The following is a 15,556-nucleotide window of genomic DNA, read 5'->3' as shown; positions in this document are numbered from 1 at the left end:
CCGCAAGCGGGTCCGCCTGCACGGTAGTCGGCATTCCCGGATCGCTTGGCGCATCCCCCAGGCCTGTCCTACACTGCCCCTGTTTTGATTGCTTTCAGATCTGCCCCGAGGCAGCTCCACCCCATGTCCGTCAGCACTTTGTCTTCTGCGCAAGCCGCATCGCCCTCCACACTGCCTTCGACACCGCAGCCCGTGACATGGCAGCCCAAGGCCGTGCTCAACGCCCATGGTTGCGGTGGCGACTGCACCGACCCGAACTTCGACAATGGCCGCTGGCCTCGCGACAAGGTGCTCGAGCTGTTCAACCTGCCCTTCAACGATCTGTTGTGGCAGGCGCAGCAGGTGCACCGCCAGCACTGGGATGCCAACGAGGTCGAACACGCCACGCTGCTCTCCGTCAAGACCGGTGGTTGCGAGGAAGACTGCGGCTACTGCCCGCAGGCCGCACGTTACGACACCGGTGTCACGGCCAGCAAGCTGATGTCGCCCGAGCAAGTGCGCGAAGCCGTGGTGGCCGCCAAGGAAGCCGGTGCCAGCCGCTTCTGCATGGGCGCTGCCTGGCGCGCCCCGAAGGACCGCGACATCGAGAAGGTGGCCGAGTTGATCGGCGTGATCAAGGATGAAGGCCTGGAGGCCTGCTGCACCCTGGGCATGCTGACCGACACGCAGGCCCAGTCCCTGAAGGACGCCGGCCTGGATTACTACAACCACAACCTGGACACCGCGCCCGAGCTCTACGGCGACATCATCACCACGCGCGACATGCAGGACCGCCTGGACACGCTGGCCCATGTGCGCAGCGCCAGCATCAAGGTGTGCAGCGGCGGCATCGTCGGCATGGGCGAAACGCGTGAAGGCCGCGCCGGCCTGATCGCCCAGCTGGCCAACCTGCCCACCTTCCCTGAGTCCGTGCCCATCAACGACCTGGTGCGCGTGCCCGGCACGCCGCTGGCCGACACGCCACCGCTCGATCCGCTGGAGTTCGTGCGCACCATCGCCGTGGCCCGCATCACCATGCCCACGGCGCGCGTGCGCCTGTCGGCCGGCCGCCAGCAGATGCCCGAATCCGTGCAGGCACTGTGCTTCCTGGCTGGCGCCAACTCCATCTTCTACGGCGACAAGCTGCTGACCACCGGCAACCCCGAGGTCGAGCGCGACCGTCAGCTGATGAACAAGCTGGGCCTGCGCAGCGGCAAGGCCGTGACCGCGCGTGTGCAGGCGGGCTGAGCCCCTTCTCTGATTCCTGCTGGATCAAGTCAACGCCTGGCGCCCTGCCGGGCGTTGTGCTTGATGGCCCCTGAGCATGAGATCTTCCATCCACATCGTCGACGTTGACCGCACCGAGACCTGGACGCGTTACCGCACCGGCCTGTGCGACCGCTGCATGGCCAACTGCTGCACCATGCCGGTGGAGGTGAAGCTGCCCGACCTGGTGCGCCTGGAGCTGGTCGACCCCTTCGAGGCTGAGCACGAGGCGCCCAAACAGATCGCCAAGCGCCTGAGCAAGGCCGGCCTGATCGAGCACTTCAATTTCAAGCACGAGATCTACACGCTGGGCCGCAGGGCCGATGGCGATTGCCGCTTCCTCGATGCCCAGACGCGGCGCTGCACCGTGTACGACAAGCGTCCGGGCACCTGCCGCAAGCACCCGCAGGTGGGCCCCCGCCCGAACCACTGCCCCTACGGGCAGCGGAGCTGACCAGGGCAAGACCGGACACCCCCCACACGAATCTGATGTTGGCGGGGTACAAGCCCGGCCAATTGTGAGGAGTAGTTGCCTTTTCCCGGGGGCTGGCCGGATGGCGCTTCGGCTTTATGCGAACCTTGACGTCGCACCTGTCACTCACATCACAACAGCGTGAGCCCTGCATCAACGATGTTCATGAAGAATCCAGCCACCGTGACCAGCCTCTTGATGGCACTGGCCGGCCACAGTCTCGCCGCAGATGTGGCCCCCAATTCCGCGCCCCCCGCCTGGACGACACCGATCGCAGCAGCGAGCGCTGCATCATCACCAGGAAGTGAGGCAGCGCCAGTCCAGGCATCGCCCCCTCTGGACATCCCGACCGGCGCCATGCTTCGCACGGATGAAACCAGCCTGGCCTTTTTCGCGAAAACAAAGGCCTCCATCCCGAACGACCTTTCCATCTACCGCCCGGGCCCGAACATGCCCGAAGCCTCGCCGCAGCTCTTGCGCGACCAGATGAGCAAGACAGCAACGACCGACTTCCTTGGCTACATGCCCAGGGTCCGCGTCACGGGCTGCCCGCAGTGCAAGGGCAGCGACTTCTCCAAGATCATGAAGAGCTTCCTCAAGGGCCTTGGGAGCTACACCGACGGCCCCGGCAAGATCGAGTACCGGGGCGAGCTGCCCATCGAGATTCGCTGGTTCAACATCGGCTCTAGCTTCCTGCCGACCAGCACGAGCCAGTTCGGCATCAGCTACGTCTACGAGGGCAAGCTCATCTCGATGGGCCGCTCTACCGCCGTGGGCAAGGCCTCGGACATCTACCAGCAGGCTGAGGACCTGGGTGTGAGGCTGGGCTACGACCTGCTGTTCCGAATCGGCGTGGGCCTGAAGCCCTACACCCTGATGTCGCTTGACGCCAATGACACCTCCATGCGCAAGGCCTCCCTCGCGCTGGGCGCAGGCCTGACCCATGTCCATACCGCCCTGGGTGGCGTGGATGCTCGCTCGCGCATCGAACCTGTCGACCCAGCCAGGCATGCCCACCTTCTGCCCGCCATCGACGGGATCAACCCTGGCGAAGTCCGGCCCATCACCGAAATGATTCTGGTTCCAGACAGGTGATGCACCAGCACGCCGTGATGGCAGCGTTCGATTGAAGGCGGCCATCATCGTCAGGATGGATGACAAGGCCTGACGCGTGTCACGTTCAATCACCGGCATGAAAAAGGCCGCCCGAAGGCGGCCTGGTCGGAGCCGGCGCGACAGAGCGCCATCATCCGGACAGATCAGTAGCGATACCCCACGGACAGGCCCACGATCACCGGATCGAGCTTGGTGTCGATGTGCTGGCCCGTGCTCAGCGTGCTGCGCACCTTCAGGAAGGTCTTGCCCACCCAGCCGTCCAGGTAGACCTGAGGCGTGAGCGAGTAGGTCATGCCGGCCTGCACGGTCGGCGCGAATTCGCTCTTGATGCTCAGCGTGGTCGAGCCGCCCGGATCGGTGATGGCCGTCAGGGTGCCGTTGCCCTTCTCGCCATAGAACCGAGCGTAGGTCAGGCCTGCGCCCAGATAGGGACGCCACGTGGACTGCGCCTCCAGGAAGCGGTACTGCAGGAACATCGTGGCAGGCACCACGCGGGTGGTGCCGATCTCGCCAGAGCCCGAGATGGCGCCGTCGCCCTTGATCTTGTGCTTGGGCGGGATCGCCAGGGGCACGTCCAGCGACCAGTTGTCGGTCAGCATGTAGCTGATGCCGCCGGCCAGCGTGGTGGACGAATCCACGTCGATCTTCACACCCGGCACCGAGGGTGCGCTCAGGTCACCGCTGCTCACCTGGGGAATGATGGACATGGCACCCACGCGGAACAGCCAAGTGCCGGCCTGCTGGGCCTGGGCCAGGCCGCTGAAGGCCAGCGTGGCGGCCACGAGGGCCGAGGAGAGTGCGAACTTCTTGGTCATGATGTCTTGGTGCTCCCGTCAGCTCACAGCCAGCCGGCTTCGGTCAGGCGCTTGGCCACGAGTTGGGCCAGCAGTTGGTGGCCATAGGGCGTGGGGTGGAAGCGATCCGCAAAGAGGTAGTGCTGCCACCACGTGCTGGTGCCGTCTGCGCCCTGCGAGGGCGTGATCGCCGAGGCCGCCGAATCAGTGCACGCAGCCCTCACGGTCGATGAGCTGAGCGTCACCGCCCCAGGCGAATGGGTACCACCGGCATTGACGATCTGGTCGCACACCGTACCCGTCACATCATTGAGCCCGTACTGGGCTGGATCGGCCATTTCGGCGTTGAAGTTCGTGTAGAAATCAACGATAGCCACCTTGCCCGCGTATGGAGCAAGGTTGGCAGCCAGCCGCGCGTTGTAGGCCACGATCCAGGACTGGATGACAGCCTGCATGGCCAGAGCATTGGTCGACCCGTAGTTTGCAAGCGCTGCAGCCAACTGAGGTGTCTTGGTGACATCCAGCGTGTTCAAGACGGCCACCCGCAGAGCACCCTTGTCGAGCGCATTCGTCTTGATCGATGCGGCCAATTGGTCTGCAAGCTTCTCGACATACGCAACGCCCTCGGCTTGCAGAGCGTCTCGCGTCCCCGCACTTGCGCCCAAGCCCATCGACCCGCGCAGCGCCGTGAACTGTGTGTACGACACACCCAGGTAAGCAGGGACGTACGCTCCAACCAACGTGGCCACGTCATTGGCACTGCCTTCGCCCACGATCAAAAGATCACCAGAGCTGTAGCCTGCATTGCCCGCATCAACCAACTGCTGCAATTGCGACAGCTTTGAGGATGGGTTCGCGTAATAGTTGATGGCCGCACCTGCCACTGCGTAGTTCGTGCAGCCTACGTTCGCGGTAAAGGTCGATCCATTGTCTGGACTGCTGTACGCAGAGCAGAAGTTGCTGATGCCGTAGGAGGCGGCGATGCGCTCTGAGTAGACCCTGTAGCTTGTGCTGCTAGATTGGATCGTCGACTTGTAGCCGAGCGAGCCCGAATCCGCCAAGCTCGCACCCACCACCTTCACCGAGGTGATCGTGGCCTTGGTTTCGCCACTGTTGCCACCGCCACCGCAGGCGGTCAGCAAGACAGCTGCCGACACGGCAGCCAACACGTATTTTTTCACTTCATGAACTCCGTAGGGAGGGCTGGGGAGCGCCCTCGAAAGAGCCACGATTGCAGCACAACAGTCGTATTAATTGATGTGCAGATTCGTAGAAACCCGAAGTTCTATTTGGTGAAAAAGTCGCAAATCCGTCGGTCGGTGTGACGAGGTTCACACCGTATTCAGTGACGCCGCTGTCAACGTCGCGCCTTGGGCACCCAGGCCCACACCATCTCGCACTGGATGGGTGCCGCGCCACTCTCATCGGTGATGGTCACCGGCACGGTGACCTCACCCTTGTCCTGGGTGGTGATCAGGTGGATCTGCTCGGGCCTGAGTTCGGCCACGGCGGTCAGGTCGCCCTGCGCCCGCTTGAGGTAATCCACCTTGAGCGACTTGATCAGCGGCAGCTTGTCGTCCGGCAGGTTCATGCCCACGCAAAAGCCGGTGGCCGTTTCGGCCAGCAGCGCCATGGCGGCCGCGTGCACGCCCTTGATGTGGTTCTGCACCTTGCGGCGGTTGCGTATGCGTACCACCACACGCTGGCTGCTGACTTCGTCGAAGCGCAGGCTGGCCGTGCCGACGAAGGGCACGACCTTGCCCAGCAGGAAGCTCATCAGGGGAACCCGCAGCGCAGCGGGCAGGCCTTGAAACCGCGCCAGGGTGCGGCTGAGCTGGTTGGAACGTTGGGCGGTGGCGAGTGCAGGCATGGTGGCTTCGAGGCGGCTGGGACACAAGAGCCCCGGATGGTAGCTGCTGCCAGCCACCGCCCCGTCGTCAGACGGTGGTGCTCAGCAGTGACGACAACGGGTTGGTGCCGTTCCAGCGCGACAAATAAGGCGCAATGCGCGCGAGCGCGGCCGTGTCCGTCACACCCATCCAGCGGGCCAGCGCGGCCGACAGGTGATCAACCGCCATCGTGGGCAGCAGCCGGCCTTGACCAATGTCGGTGCTGCCACCGACAACATCGGGCAACTCGCCGTAGAAGCGCCCACCGCGCACAGCGCCGCCCAGCACGAAATGGTGGCTGCCCCAGCCATGGTCAGAGCCATCACCATTGGTGTTCATCGTTCGGCCGAAATCACTCGCGGTGAAGGTCGTCACCTGGTTTTCGACACCCAGGGTCCGCAGATTGGCCTGGAAAGTGGCCAACGCTGCGCCGACGCGCCGCAACAGAACCGGGTGCGATGCCGTGAGGCCGTCGTGATGATCAAAACCTCCGAGGGACACGAAGAACACCTGTCGCTTCAATCCCAGGCGCTGGCGGGCCTCGATCATGCGCGCCACCATGTTGAGCTGCAAGGCCAGACGCTGGGCCTCACTCGTGGCCGCCAGGGGTTGGATCTGCGAGCCTGCGGCATCGACCTCGGTGCGCAGCAGGCCATTGGTGTTGAGCGCGCTGCGCAACACACCGGCATGGTGACGGGCCAGCCAGTGGGCATCGGCACCCACGTCCACCGACAGGGCCTTGAAGGCATTGGCCAGCGAAGGAATGCCAAAAAAGCTCTGCTGCATGAGCCGCAGGGAAGGCACGCCCAGGGGATCGACCATGTACTGGCTGGTGTTCTCGCCGGCCACGAACACGGCATTGCCACTCAGGTTCACGCAGGCCAGATTGTCCTTGGGCTGGCGGGCCGCGGCCGCAGGCAAGCCTTGCTCGCCGATGATGCCACCCCAACCTGCGAGCGCCCCTTCCGGACGCGATGACTGCCACACGGCCTGCTGATCGTTGTGAGAGAACAGCTTGGGTGGCAATGAACGGCTGTTGTAGTAGTCGCTTTGCGTGGTGGGGCCCTGCAGAGGCCCGATGTTGAGCAGCACCGCCATCCGACCATCGTCGAACAGAGGTTTGATGTCTTCCAGGGCCGGGGCCAGCGCCATCTGCCGGCCCGGGGGCAACGGGTTGCTCGGGCTCAGCACCTGCGCTGTCAGCGCACCGCGCGCAATGGCCACGCTGGAGCGGGCCGCCAGATAGGTGTCATAGCTGGCCTGGTCGTAGGGCACCAGCGTGTTGCCATGGTCGTTGCCCCCCTGCAGGAAAACGCAGACGACGGCCTTGTAATCATCCGCAGGACTTGCAGCCGCAGCGGCCTCGGCCATGGCTGCCAGGTTCATGGCCCACGGCGCGATGGTTCCGGCCACGGTCATGGCACCACTGCGTCGCAGGAAAGCACGCCGGTTCAGGGTGTCGTTGTTCATGCCTAAGGCCTCATCATTGCTCAGGGAAGATCAGCGCTGCACCAGGTAGTCGGCGCTGGTCATGATCAGGAAGAAGGCCACCACCACACGGTTGCGCGCCTGCGAGACATCGCCCACGCCGAACACATTGGGCGTGGCCTGGGCGGCACGCACCGCCTGCAACACCACGCTCAGCGTGTTCTGCGACAAGGTTCTGCCGGTCAGCAAGAGATTGAGCCGATCCACCAGTTGCTCCGGGGAGGCCGCCAGTGCGTCCCAATCCTGTCCGTCAAGATCGTATTGGGGCGCGATGCGCTCGGCATCGCTGTAGCCCAGGCCAACCTGCACCACATCAAGCATGTAGTTGACATAGCCGACCACCGAAGACTGGTCCGTGATCTGCATCTCGGGGGCCAGCATCGTGCCGGAACCTTCCGACACGGCATAGCCAGGCCGGAAGAAGTTGAAGACCGAGGGCGCACGCATCGGCCCCTGGGCCAGCTTGTCGGACGTGGACAGATTGCCCGCGTTCCAGGTGCCATCGTTGGACACCACGTTGGTGAGGCGACCCCAATGGACCAGGCGCAGCACAGGTTCGCGCAGCTTGCCGCGGCGGGCCTGCTGCTCGTCCGGCAGGCCGACATGCCTCGCCAACGGATCGAGCAGCACCGCACGCAGCACGGCCTTCATGTCGCCACGAACGCCCTGACCGTTGTCATTGAAGGCTTGCGCCACACGCGCCACATGGTTGCGTTCCGGGTTGCTGGTGACCAGCCTCTGGATCAACTGCTTGGCCACGAAGGGCCCCACGTTGGAATGATTGAAAATGAACTGCAGCGCCTGGCGCAACGCTGGCCGGCCCGGGGCTGCCGTGATCGTGTTGCCGGAATCAAGCACCCATTTCGGATCGGTGTCGTAGCGATCACCGAAAAACGTCATCGGGCGGTTCACATAGTCGGCCGTGGTTGACGGCAGGAAGCTCACACTGGTGGCGTCGAAATCCCAGCCGGTGAAGGCACGCGCCAACTGCGTGACGGTCGCATTGTTGTAAGTCTCGACGGGGTTGCCTTGTGCATCCTTGACGGGCTCACCGTAGATGTCCAGTTTCACCAAGCCGATGGTGAACAGTTGCAGCACTTCACGTGCGAAGTTCTCATCAGGATGGCGGCCGGTGCTGTCCGCCTTGGCACTGCCGTGCAGGCTCAGGTATGTGCCCATCGCCGGGGACAGCGTGATGGCCTCCAGCAGATCCAGGAAATTGCCAAAGCAATGCTGTGCCAGCAGATCCCAGAACGCCAGCACCGCGATATGCCCGTAGGGGATCGGCATGTTGCGGACCGACACGACGAAGATCTCGGACAGGGCCAGCACAACCCGTTGCCGCAGGACATCATCCGCCTGGAACAGGTTGAACCAGAGCAAATTGTCCAGACCCACATCGGTCGACATCCAGGCGGGATCGGTCCAGCCCACGTTCTCTGCGATGCTGTACAGGTTGTGCACAGGCGGCGCGGCCATCTGCTCGGCCAACCATCCTTCATAGCCCAAGGTGGTGACGCGCGTGATGCCGTCCACCGTGGCGCCCAGTGCCGCCTGGTTCAGGAACCGGGCGGCCTGGTTCTCATCGGGCCAGGGCACGGGCTCCGACTCAATGCTGTTGGCCACCGTCGGCGGTGCGCTCGGATCGGCAGGATCGTCATCGCCTGCCCCGCCACAAGCGGTCAGTGCCGCACCAGCCAATGCAGCCAGTGGCCACGCCGCGCCGTGCGCGGATGGCTCCAGACCAACTGTGTCTCCCCTGTCATCAACCATCGTCGCGACCTCTGTTAGATGCTGCGCGACTCTAAATGAGCAATTGTTGACGGTACCGATGGCTAACGCTACGTCCCCCCCGAATGAGGGTCGGCAAATCTACCAAGCATCAACGAAGGGCCGCTTGCGGCCCTGCCTGGGTACGGGCATCGGCATGGCCGCCAGCCCCTTCGCCAGCCAGCGGCGGGTGTCGGCCGGGTCGATCACGTCATCGAGCTCCAGATGGGCGGCCATGTTCAGGGCCTTGCCGCGCTGGTAGGCCGCGGCCACGAACTGGTCGAACATCTGTTGGCGCTGCACCGGATCCTCGATGGCCTCGAGCTGTTTGCCAAAACCCAGGCGCACCGCGCCTTCCAGGCCCATGGGCCCGAATTCGCCCGTGGGCCAGGCCACGGTGAAGTCCGGCGCCAGCAGGCTGCCGGCCGTCATGGCCTGCGCGCCCAGGCCGTAGCCCTTGCGCAGCACCACGGTGAAGAAGGGCACCGTCACGCTGCTGGCTACCAGGAACATGCGCGAGAAGTGCCGCACGGTGGCGGTCTTCTCGGCGTCAGGCCCCACCATGAAGCCGGGCGTGTCGCACAGCGAGACCAGCGGCACGTCGAAGGCATCGCACAGCTGCATGAAGCGCGCGGCCTTGTCGGCGCCGTCCGCATCGATGGCGCCGCCCAGGTGGCGCGGGTCATTGGCGATCAGGCCCATGGGCCGGCCCTCGATGCGCACCAGCGCCGTGACCATGCCGGGCGCGAACCGGGGGCGCAGCTCCAGCACCGAGTCGTCGTCGCACAGGGTGCTGATCAGGGCGCGCACGTCATAGACACGCGTGCGCTTTTCGGGCACGGCGTGGCGCAGCAGGCGCTGATCGGCGCAGGACCATTGCGGCAGGCGTCCCTGGAAGTAGCCGATGTACTGCTTGGCCACCCGCGCGGCCTCCTGCTCGTTCTCGACCACGATGTCGATCACGCCATTGGGCGCCTGCACGCTGACAGGCCCCACCTCTTCGGGGGCGAAGCGGCCCAGCCCTCCGCCTTCGATCATCGCAGGGCCGGCCATGCCGATGCTGGTGTCCTGCGTGGCGATGATCACGTCGCAGCAGCCGGCCAGCGAGGCATTGCCTGCAAAGCACCGCCCGTTGACGATGGCCACGGTGGGCGCCAGTCCGCTCAGGCGCGCCAGTCCCAGGAAGGTCATGTTGTCCAGCAGGCTCACGCCAGGGTACTCGTCGTTCGGGCGGCCACCGCCGCCTTCGGCCCACAGGATCAGCGGCAGCGCGCGCTGCAGGGCCAGGTGCAGCAGGCGGTCGGTCTTCTTGTGGTTGACGATGCCCTGCGTGCCGGCGAACACGGTGTAGTCGTAGGCCAGCACCATGCAGCGCGCGGCCTGCTCGCCGAACTGCGCGGCATTGACGGTGCCCAGGCCCGCCACCAGACCATCGGCCGGGCTCTTGTCGATCAGTTGGGCCTCGGTGAGGCGGCGGCGCTGCGAGGCCAGTGCCAGGCCGCCGTACTCCAGGAAGCTGCCTTCGTCCAGGACATCACCGATGTTCTCGCGCGCCGTGCGGTGGCCCTTGGCGTGGCGCCGGGCCACGGCCTCGGGGCGGCGAGCGTCGGTCAGCAGCGCATGGCGCTCGACCACCTCGGCCAGGTCGGGGCGGATATGGTCGGGGCCTGGCGTGTCGTCATGCACAGTCCCCGGACCCGCATCGCCTTCGAAGGCCTCCAGCGCCAGCAAGGGCTGGCCTTCGGCCACGACGGTGCCGGTTTCGGCCAGCAGCGCCAGCACGCGGCCGGGCTGCGGCGCGGTGACCTCGAACTCCATCTTCATGGCTTCGATGACGGCCAGGCGCTGGCCTGCGGCCACGGTGTCATCGGGCTTGACCAGCCAGCTCACCAGCGAGCCGGGCACACTGGCGCACACAGGCAAGCCATGGGCCAGGGAAGCGTCCAGCGCATCCCCACCTTCAGGGCCGGCCTGCACCTCATCAACCCCGCCAGCGGCGAACCGCGGCGGCGGCAGGTGCGCGCTGGCGGCGGCCAGCTCGGCCATGCGGCCCTGCAGCCAGCGGGTGCTCACGCGGTAACCCGCCAGGTCGGGATGGCCCAGCACGGCCTGCAGGAACGCCAGGTTGCTGTCCACCCCTTCCAGGCGGAACTCGGACAGCGCGCGGCGCGCCCGCAGCAGCAGCGCGTCGAAAGCGCCGCGGCGCTCATGCACGATCACCTTGGCCAGCAGTGTGTCGAAGCCTGGATGGGGCTTGAAGCCGGCATGGCCATGGCCATCCACCCGCAGGCCAGGCCCGCTGGGGGGCTCGTAGGCGCGCACCGTGCCGCCGGCGGGCAGCGCGCGGCCTTCGGCGTCCATGCGCTCCACATTCACGCGCAGTTGCACAGCCTGGCCTTGGGGCGCGGGGATGTCGGCCTGGCCCAGGCCCAGCGCGGCCAGGGTGGCGCCTTGCGACAGCTCCAGTTGCGCCCGCACCAGGTCCAGCCCGGTGATCTGCTCGGTCACCGTGTGCTCCACCTGAAGGCGCGGGTTGGCCTCCATGAAATAGAAGCGGCCCGGGTGCGCCACATCGACCAGGAACTCGAAGGTGCACAGGCCGCGCAGGCCCACCTCGCGTGCCAGGTGCAGCGCGGCTTCCAGCAAGCGGTCACGCAAGGCCGCATCCAGATCAGGTGCGGGCGCGATCTCCACCAGCTTCTGGTGGTTGCGCTGCACAGTGCAATCGCGCTCCCAGGCATGGCTCACACCGCCCTGCCCATCGCCCAGTGCCTGCACCTCCACATGGCGTGCACGCTGCACCAGCTGCTCCACATAGACATCACCGCGCCCGAAGGCAGCCTGCGCCTCGGACTGGCAGCGCTCGTAGAACGGCGCGACATCCTCTGGCCGTTCGACCACGCGCATGCCTCGCCCGCCGCCGCCAGCCAGCGCCTTGATCATCATCGCGCCGCCCTCACCCAGGCCGGCCAGGAAGGATTGCGCCTCGGCCAGGCTGACGGCGTGGTCCAGGCCCGCCGTCACCGGCACGTCGCAGGCCTTGGCCAGCGCGCGGGCGCGGGCCTTGTCGCCCAACAGGTCCAGCGCCTCGGGCGTGGGGCCAACGAACACCAGTCCGGCTGCGGCACAAGCACGCGCGAAGGCTGCGCTTTCGCTCAGGAAGCCGTAGCCCGGGTGTACGTGGGTGCAGCCCTCGGCCAAGGCGGCGGCCACAACGTTGTCGATGTCCAGATAGGCCGGCACGCCACGGCCGGGCAGCAAGTGCACCGCATCCACGTGGCGGGCATGCAGCGCGGCCTGGTCGTCCTGCGACACGATGCCCACCGAACGCCAGCCCAGGTCGGCCGCCGCGCGGGCAATGCGGATGGCGATCTCGCCCCGGTTGGCGATCAGCAGGCAGGGTGTGGGGTGAGGCAGAAAAGGCATGGCGGTGGGCAGTGTCGGCAGTCAATCCGGCGGGACACAGGCGTCGCTCGCCGGCTGCCATCGTAGCGGCTGCCCCCGCATGCCTGGCACGGCGACCTGGGGTTGACCCGAATCCACGGCATCGAGCGGGTGTCCGCCAGCGTCATGCAGTTGACACTCGCCGCCCCCTAGAACGAGGGGGGCACCCGCCACGCCGGGGTAAGCCCGCCCCTGGGGCCCAAGGCCCTCTCTTCACACTCGGTGACATCGAGTCCACGCAGCGCCAGTCCAGGCGTTCCAAGCTGACCGAGGAGAGAACACCATGACCATCAGAACCCTGCTCAACACCGTGATCAAGGCCGTGGCCGCCACCGCCATCACCAGCCTGGCCGCTGCGGCCCACGCCGGCTACCTCAAATGGGAGATGGTGGAGTTGCCCGCCTCCACCGGCGCCACCTGCGGCAACGGCACGCCTTACCGCTTCTTCGTCAACCGCACGCCCTTCACCAGCAAGACCGTGGTGATGTTCGAGGGCGGCGGGGCCTGCTGGGACCAGGCCTCCTGCAAGGGCGGAACCCTGCTTGACGCCGTCAACCCGGATGGCATCCCCGCCAACTACATGACCGACTGGAACCGCCAGGCGCACTGGGGTCTGGTCACGCCCTTCACCGCACGCCTGCACCCACTGCAATCGGTTCAGACGCAAAGCTGGAACATCGTCTACCTGACCTACTGCACCGGCGACGTGCACACCGGCAACAAGACGGCCCTGTACAGCAATGTGGACCCGAACAACGCCATGGCCTACATGCACAAGGGCGCGGTGAACGCCCAGGCTGTGGCCACCTGGCTGGCCAACAACGGCCTGAAGAAGCCCGAACACCTGCTGCTGACCGGCTTCTCGGCCGGCGGCGTGGGCTCAAGCGCGCTGTACCCGGCCTTCCGCGAAACCCTGCAGCCCAAGAAGATGGCCTTGATGGCCGATTCGGGCCCGCTGTTCAACGTGCCGCGCACGGCCACGCCGCAACAGGCGCCCTCGGTGCTGCTGCACAACAAGATCCGCGACGTGTGGGGCCTGGACGGCGCCAACGGCCTGGTCACCAAGCTGATCGCCAAGTACCCCAATGCCGGATCGGCCGACAACCTGGGCACCATCACCAGCGGCCTGGGCAAAATCTTCCCCAACGACCGCATCGGCTACACGATGTTCCAGGAGGACACCAACTTCTCGGCCTTCTCGTACCAGAAGTTCTATCCCGAGATCGCCAACGCGCCCACCAACGAAGAGCGCCTGAAGCTGCTCAACGTGAAGTGGCGCCAGGAGATCACGCCCTGGCTGGCCGAGATGAAGCCCCAGGCCAACATCGGCTATTACATCCCCAACAAGCGCGACATCAATGGCTCGCACTGCACGACCATCGTCACCTTCGGTGGCACCAGCATCGTGGAGAAGAAGCTCAAGTCGGTGGGCGAGTTCCTCGACAATCTGCTCGACGGCAAGGGCGCGGTGATGCGGGCCTATGAAGAGAACCCGACGACACAGCGCGTGCTGCTGAGCGACATGTTCGCCGACTGGATCGCGCCGCTGATTCCCTGATCAGCGCTGCCTTGCTGGCTGCGCCCAGCAAAAAGGCCCATGACGGGCCTTGCTTGTTCAGACCCGGCACCGCCTTGGCGGCCCCGGGTCTTTTCAATGGGGTCGCGACAGCGATCAGGCCTGAGGACGACGGCGACGCGCCACGGCGGCCACGATGCCCAGGCCGGCCAGCGCCAGCGCCATGGACGCGGGCTCCGGCACCGGGGCCGCGGCATACACCGAGCCCGAATAGGCATGAAAGCCCAGGGGGAACACGCCGTCCACCGTCAGCGTGTAGCTGCCAGCAGCCAGGTTGGCGAAATCGAACGACAGGTCGTTGATGTCCGTCAGCGACTTGGTCCAGCTGGCGCCGCCCGAAGAGGTGACGGTGACCGACGAAAACGAGGTCTCGCCAAAGAAGTTGGAGACGCTGCCGATCACAGAGGCCGTGCCGCCCAGGGTGAACGTGTAGTCGTGCGAGAAAAGCCGATCACCCGGTTGAGGCACCCGCTCAGCTCCGGAACGCGACCCGCCGAATTGCACCGGGTACTTCGTCAGCGCGCCCAGATCGCCGTCAGGTGCGACCACAGCGAACGAGGAAGTGGACGAGACGGCCAGGACGGCAGCGGCGGCCAACAGTTTGACTTGCATTTTCATAGAGACTCCTTTGGTTTGACGCACTTGGCGCGCACGGTCTTGCATGCCGTGCGTCGTGACAAATGCACGCAGATTGTGCAGGGATAACCCGGATTCACCGAATGCCTTGTTACCCAAACCCCGTCCTGCCGTGGGGTATAACAAAACGCAACTTCCATGACGACACCGTTAAAGCCCCTTTCCGGCGACCAAATGGCATTGCAAACACCTCGTCTCCCTCTGTGGACCAAGCTGACCTATACGGCCTTCGTGGCCGTGCTGGTGCCCTATTACTGGCAGGCCTACGGCCCCACCAATTTCCTGTACTTCTGCGACATGGCGCTGCTGCTGACGCTGGTGGCGCTGTGGATCGAATCACCGCTGCTTGCATCGGCATGCGCTGTCGGCATCCTGCTGCCGCAGGCGGTCTGGATGCTGGACTTCCTGGGAAGCTGGATGGGTCTGCCCTTCACCGGCATGACGGCCTACATGTTCCAGGACAGCCTTCCGCTGTTCACTCGGTTCCTGTCGTTCTTCCATTTCTGGCTGCCTCTGGTGCTGATCTGGCTGGTCTGGCGCCTGGGTTACGACAGGCGTGGCCTGTGGCTCTGGTGGCCGCTGGCCTGGGCTGCGATGTGGCTGTCCTACCTGTACATCCCCATGCCGCCGGCACCTGCATCGAACCCCGGCCTTCCCGTCAACGTGAATTACGTCTTCGGGTTCAACGACAGCGCTGCGCAGACCTGGCTGCCTGCCCCTGTCTTCTTTGCGCTCATGCTGGTCGCACTGCCCGTGGTGGTGCTGTGGCCGACCCACTGGCTGCTCAAGCGCTTCGCGCCCAGCGCGCAGGAGCGTCGAATGCCCAGATCAAATCTGCCGGATCTGGATCTGGCGGAAACGGATCGTCCCACCCGCTGATTGCAGCGCGAACGGCCCGGAGGCGAACCGACCGTCTCGCACGGAAGACACCGCTGTTGGCCGCTTCATCAGCCCAGAACTCGGCACGCAGCTCGGAGCCCTTGTACGAGTTCTTCGACACCAGGAAGCCTGCCTTGCCGTCCTTGCCCTGAAGGGCCTGGTGGCCTTGCAGGTGTCCAGCAAAGTGCTTTCCAGGCGTGCTTGCTCGCAAAACGCTGTTGAGTGCACCATGCATGGCGCCTGATCT

Annotated in this window: 12 protein-coding genes; 5 read left to right on the top strand and 7 right to left on the bottom strand. The window is 65.4% G+C overall.

From position 1 onward, the window contains the following. The first annotated feature begins 213 nt into the window (after positions 1 to 213). The 3 genes from bioB (at position 214) to EIP75_RS01225 (ending at position 2,812) form a co-directional block, all read left to right on the top strand. Positions 214 to 1,227: a biotin synthase BioB gene (gene bioB, locus EIP75_RS01235; protein ID WP_338014889.1), complete on the top strand. Its 1,014-nt coding sequence runs from the start codon at positions 214 to 216 to the stop codon at positions 1,225 to 1,227. Positions 1,228 to 1,303: 76 nt separating this feature from the next. Beyond that, a complete protein-coding gene (locus EIP75_RS01230; protein WP_125241383.1) occupies positions 1,304 to 1,699 on the top strand; it encodes a YkgJ family cysteine cluster protein in 396 nt (131 codons plus the stop codon). Positions 1,700 to 2,074: 375 nt separating this feature from the next. Further along, positions 2,075 to 2,812 carry a hypothetical protein gene (locus EIP75_RS01225; protein ID WP_125241382.1) on the top strand — a complete coding sequence of 246 codons (738 nt, stop codon included), beginning with the start codon at positions 2,075 to 2,077 and terminating at the stop codon, positions 2,810 to 2,812. 164 nt (positions 2,813 to 2,976) lie between these two features. Here EIP75_RS01225 and EIP75_RS01220 read toward each other — a convergent pair whose 3' ends face one another. The 6 genes from EIP75_RS01220 to EIP75_RS01195 form a co-directional block, all read right to left on the bottom strand. Next, the gene (locus EIP75_RS01220; protein ID WP_125241381.1) at positions 2,977 to 3,648 is read right to left on the bottom strand and encodes an OmpW/AlkL family protein; all 672 of its coding nucleotides are present in this window, start codon (positions 3,646 to 3,648) and stop codon (positions 2,977 to 2,979) included. Between the two features lie 23 nt (positions 3,649 to 3,671). After that, positions 3,672 to 4,808, bottom strand: coding sequence for an SGNH/GDSL hydrolase family protein (locus EIP75_RS01215; RefSeq protein WP_125241380.1), 1,137 nt, complete (start codon positions 4,806 to 4,808; stop codon positions 3,672 to 3,674). Between the two features lie 176 nt (positions 4,809 to 4,984). Next, positions 4,985 to 5,497, bottom strand: coding sequence for a DUF4442 domain-containing protein (locus EIP75_RS01210; protein ID WP_125241379.1), 513 nt, complete (start codon positions 5,495 to 5,497; stop codon positions 4,985 to 4,987). Positions 5,498 to 5,564: 67 nt separating this feature from the next. Continuing rightward, positions 5,565 to 6,986, bottom strand: a complete 1,422-nt coding sequence (locus EIP75_RS01205) for a DUF1501 domain-containing protein (protein WP_125241378.1) — start codon at positions 6,984 to 6,986, stop codon at positions 5,565 to 5,567. Between the two features lie 30 nt (positions 6,987 to 7,016). Further along, positions 7,017 to 8,603, bottom strand: coding sequence for a DUF1800 domain-containing protein (locus EIP75_RS01200; RefSeq protein ID WP_158622702.1), 1,587 nt, complete (start codon positions 8,601 to 8,603; stop codon positions 7,017 to 7,019). 273 nt (positions 8,604 to 8,876) lie between these two features. Then, the gene (locus tag EIP75_RS01195; protein ID WP_125241376.1) at positions 8,877 to 12,200 is read right to left on the bottom strand and encodes an acetyl-CoA carboxylase family protein; all 3,324 of its coding nucleotides are present in this window, start codon (positions 12,198 to 12,200) and stop codon (positions 8,877 to 8,879) included. A 301-nt stretch (positions 12,201 to 12,501) separates the two neighbouring features. Between EIP75_RS01195 and EIP75_RS01190 the strand changes: the two genes are divergently transcribed. Beyond that, the gene (locus EIP75_RS01190; RefSeq protein WP_125241375.1) at positions 12,502 to 13,776 is read left to right on the top strand and encodes a pectin acetylesterase-family hydrolase; all 1,275 of its coding nucleotides are present in this window, start codon (positions 12,502 to 12,504) and stop codon (positions 13,774 to 13,776) included. A gap of 114 nt (positions 13,777 to 13,890) precedes the next feature. On the opposite strand, the gene EIP75_RS01185 is transcribed toward EIP75_RS01190, so the two are convergent. Next, complete coding sequence (locus EIP75_RS01185; protein WP_158622701.1) at positions 13,891 to 14,406, bottom strand: FxDxF family PEP-CTERM protein; 516 nt, start codon at positions 14,404 to 14,406, stop codon at positions 13,891 to 13,893. A gap of 198 nt (positions 14,407 to 14,604) precedes the next feature. On the opposite strand from EIP75_RS01185, the gene EIP75_RS01180 reads away from it, so the two are divergent. Then, a complete protein-coding gene (locus tag EIP75_RS01180; RefSeq protein WP_199758457.1) occupies positions 14,605 to 15,309 on the top strand; it encodes a hypothetical protein in 705 nt (234 codons plus the stop codon). Positions 15,310 to 15,556: the final 247 nt, after the last annotated feature.

Origin of the sequence: Aquabacterium soli, assembly GCF_003933735.1 — a bacterium.
GTDB lineage: Bacteria > Pseudomonadota > Gammaproteobacteria > Burkholderiales > Burkholderiaceae_C > Aquabacterium > Aquabacterium soli.
The sequence above is the reverse complement of the archived record's forward strand: the minus strand, read 5'-3'. Positions and strand labels throughout refer to the sequence as shown.

Coding starts and splice junctions, on each gene's coding strand:
- EIP75_RS01190 (WP_125241375.1), top strand. CDS start 12,502: ATGACCATCAGAACCCTGCTCAACACCGTGATCAAGGCCGTGGCCGCC.
- EIP75_RS01230 (WP_125241383.1), top strand. CDS start 1,304: ATGAGATCTTCCATCCACATCGTCGACGTTGACCGCACCGAGACCTGG.
- EIP75_RS01180 (WP_199758457.1), top strand. CDS start 14,605: ATGGCATTGCAAACACCTCGTCTCCCTCTGTGGACCAAGCTGACCTAT.
- EIP75_RS01195 (WP_125241376.1), bottom strand. CDS start 12,200: ATGCCTTTTCTGCCTCACCCCACACCCTGCCTGCTGATCGCCAACCGG.
- EIP75_RS01205 (WP_125241378.1), bottom strand. CDS start 6,986: ATGAACAACGACACCCTGAACCGGCGTGCTTTCCTGCGACGCAGTGGT.
- EIP75_RS01185 (WP_158622701.1), bottom strand. CDS start 14,406: ATGCAAGTCAAACTGTTGGCCGCCGCTGCCGTCCTGGCCGTCTCGTCC.
- EIP75_RS01225 (WP_125241382.1), top strand. CDS start 2,075: ATGCTTCGCACGGATGAAACCAGCCTGGCCTTTTTCGCGAAAACAAAG.
- EIP75_RS01210 (WP_125241379.1), bottom strand. CDS start 5,497: ATGCCTGCACTCGCCACCGCCCAACGTTCCAACCAGCTCAGCCGCACC.
- EIP75_RS01220 (WP_125241381.1), bottom strand. CDS start 3,648: ATGACCAAGAAGTTCGCACTCTCCTCGGCCCTCGTGGCCGCCACGCTG.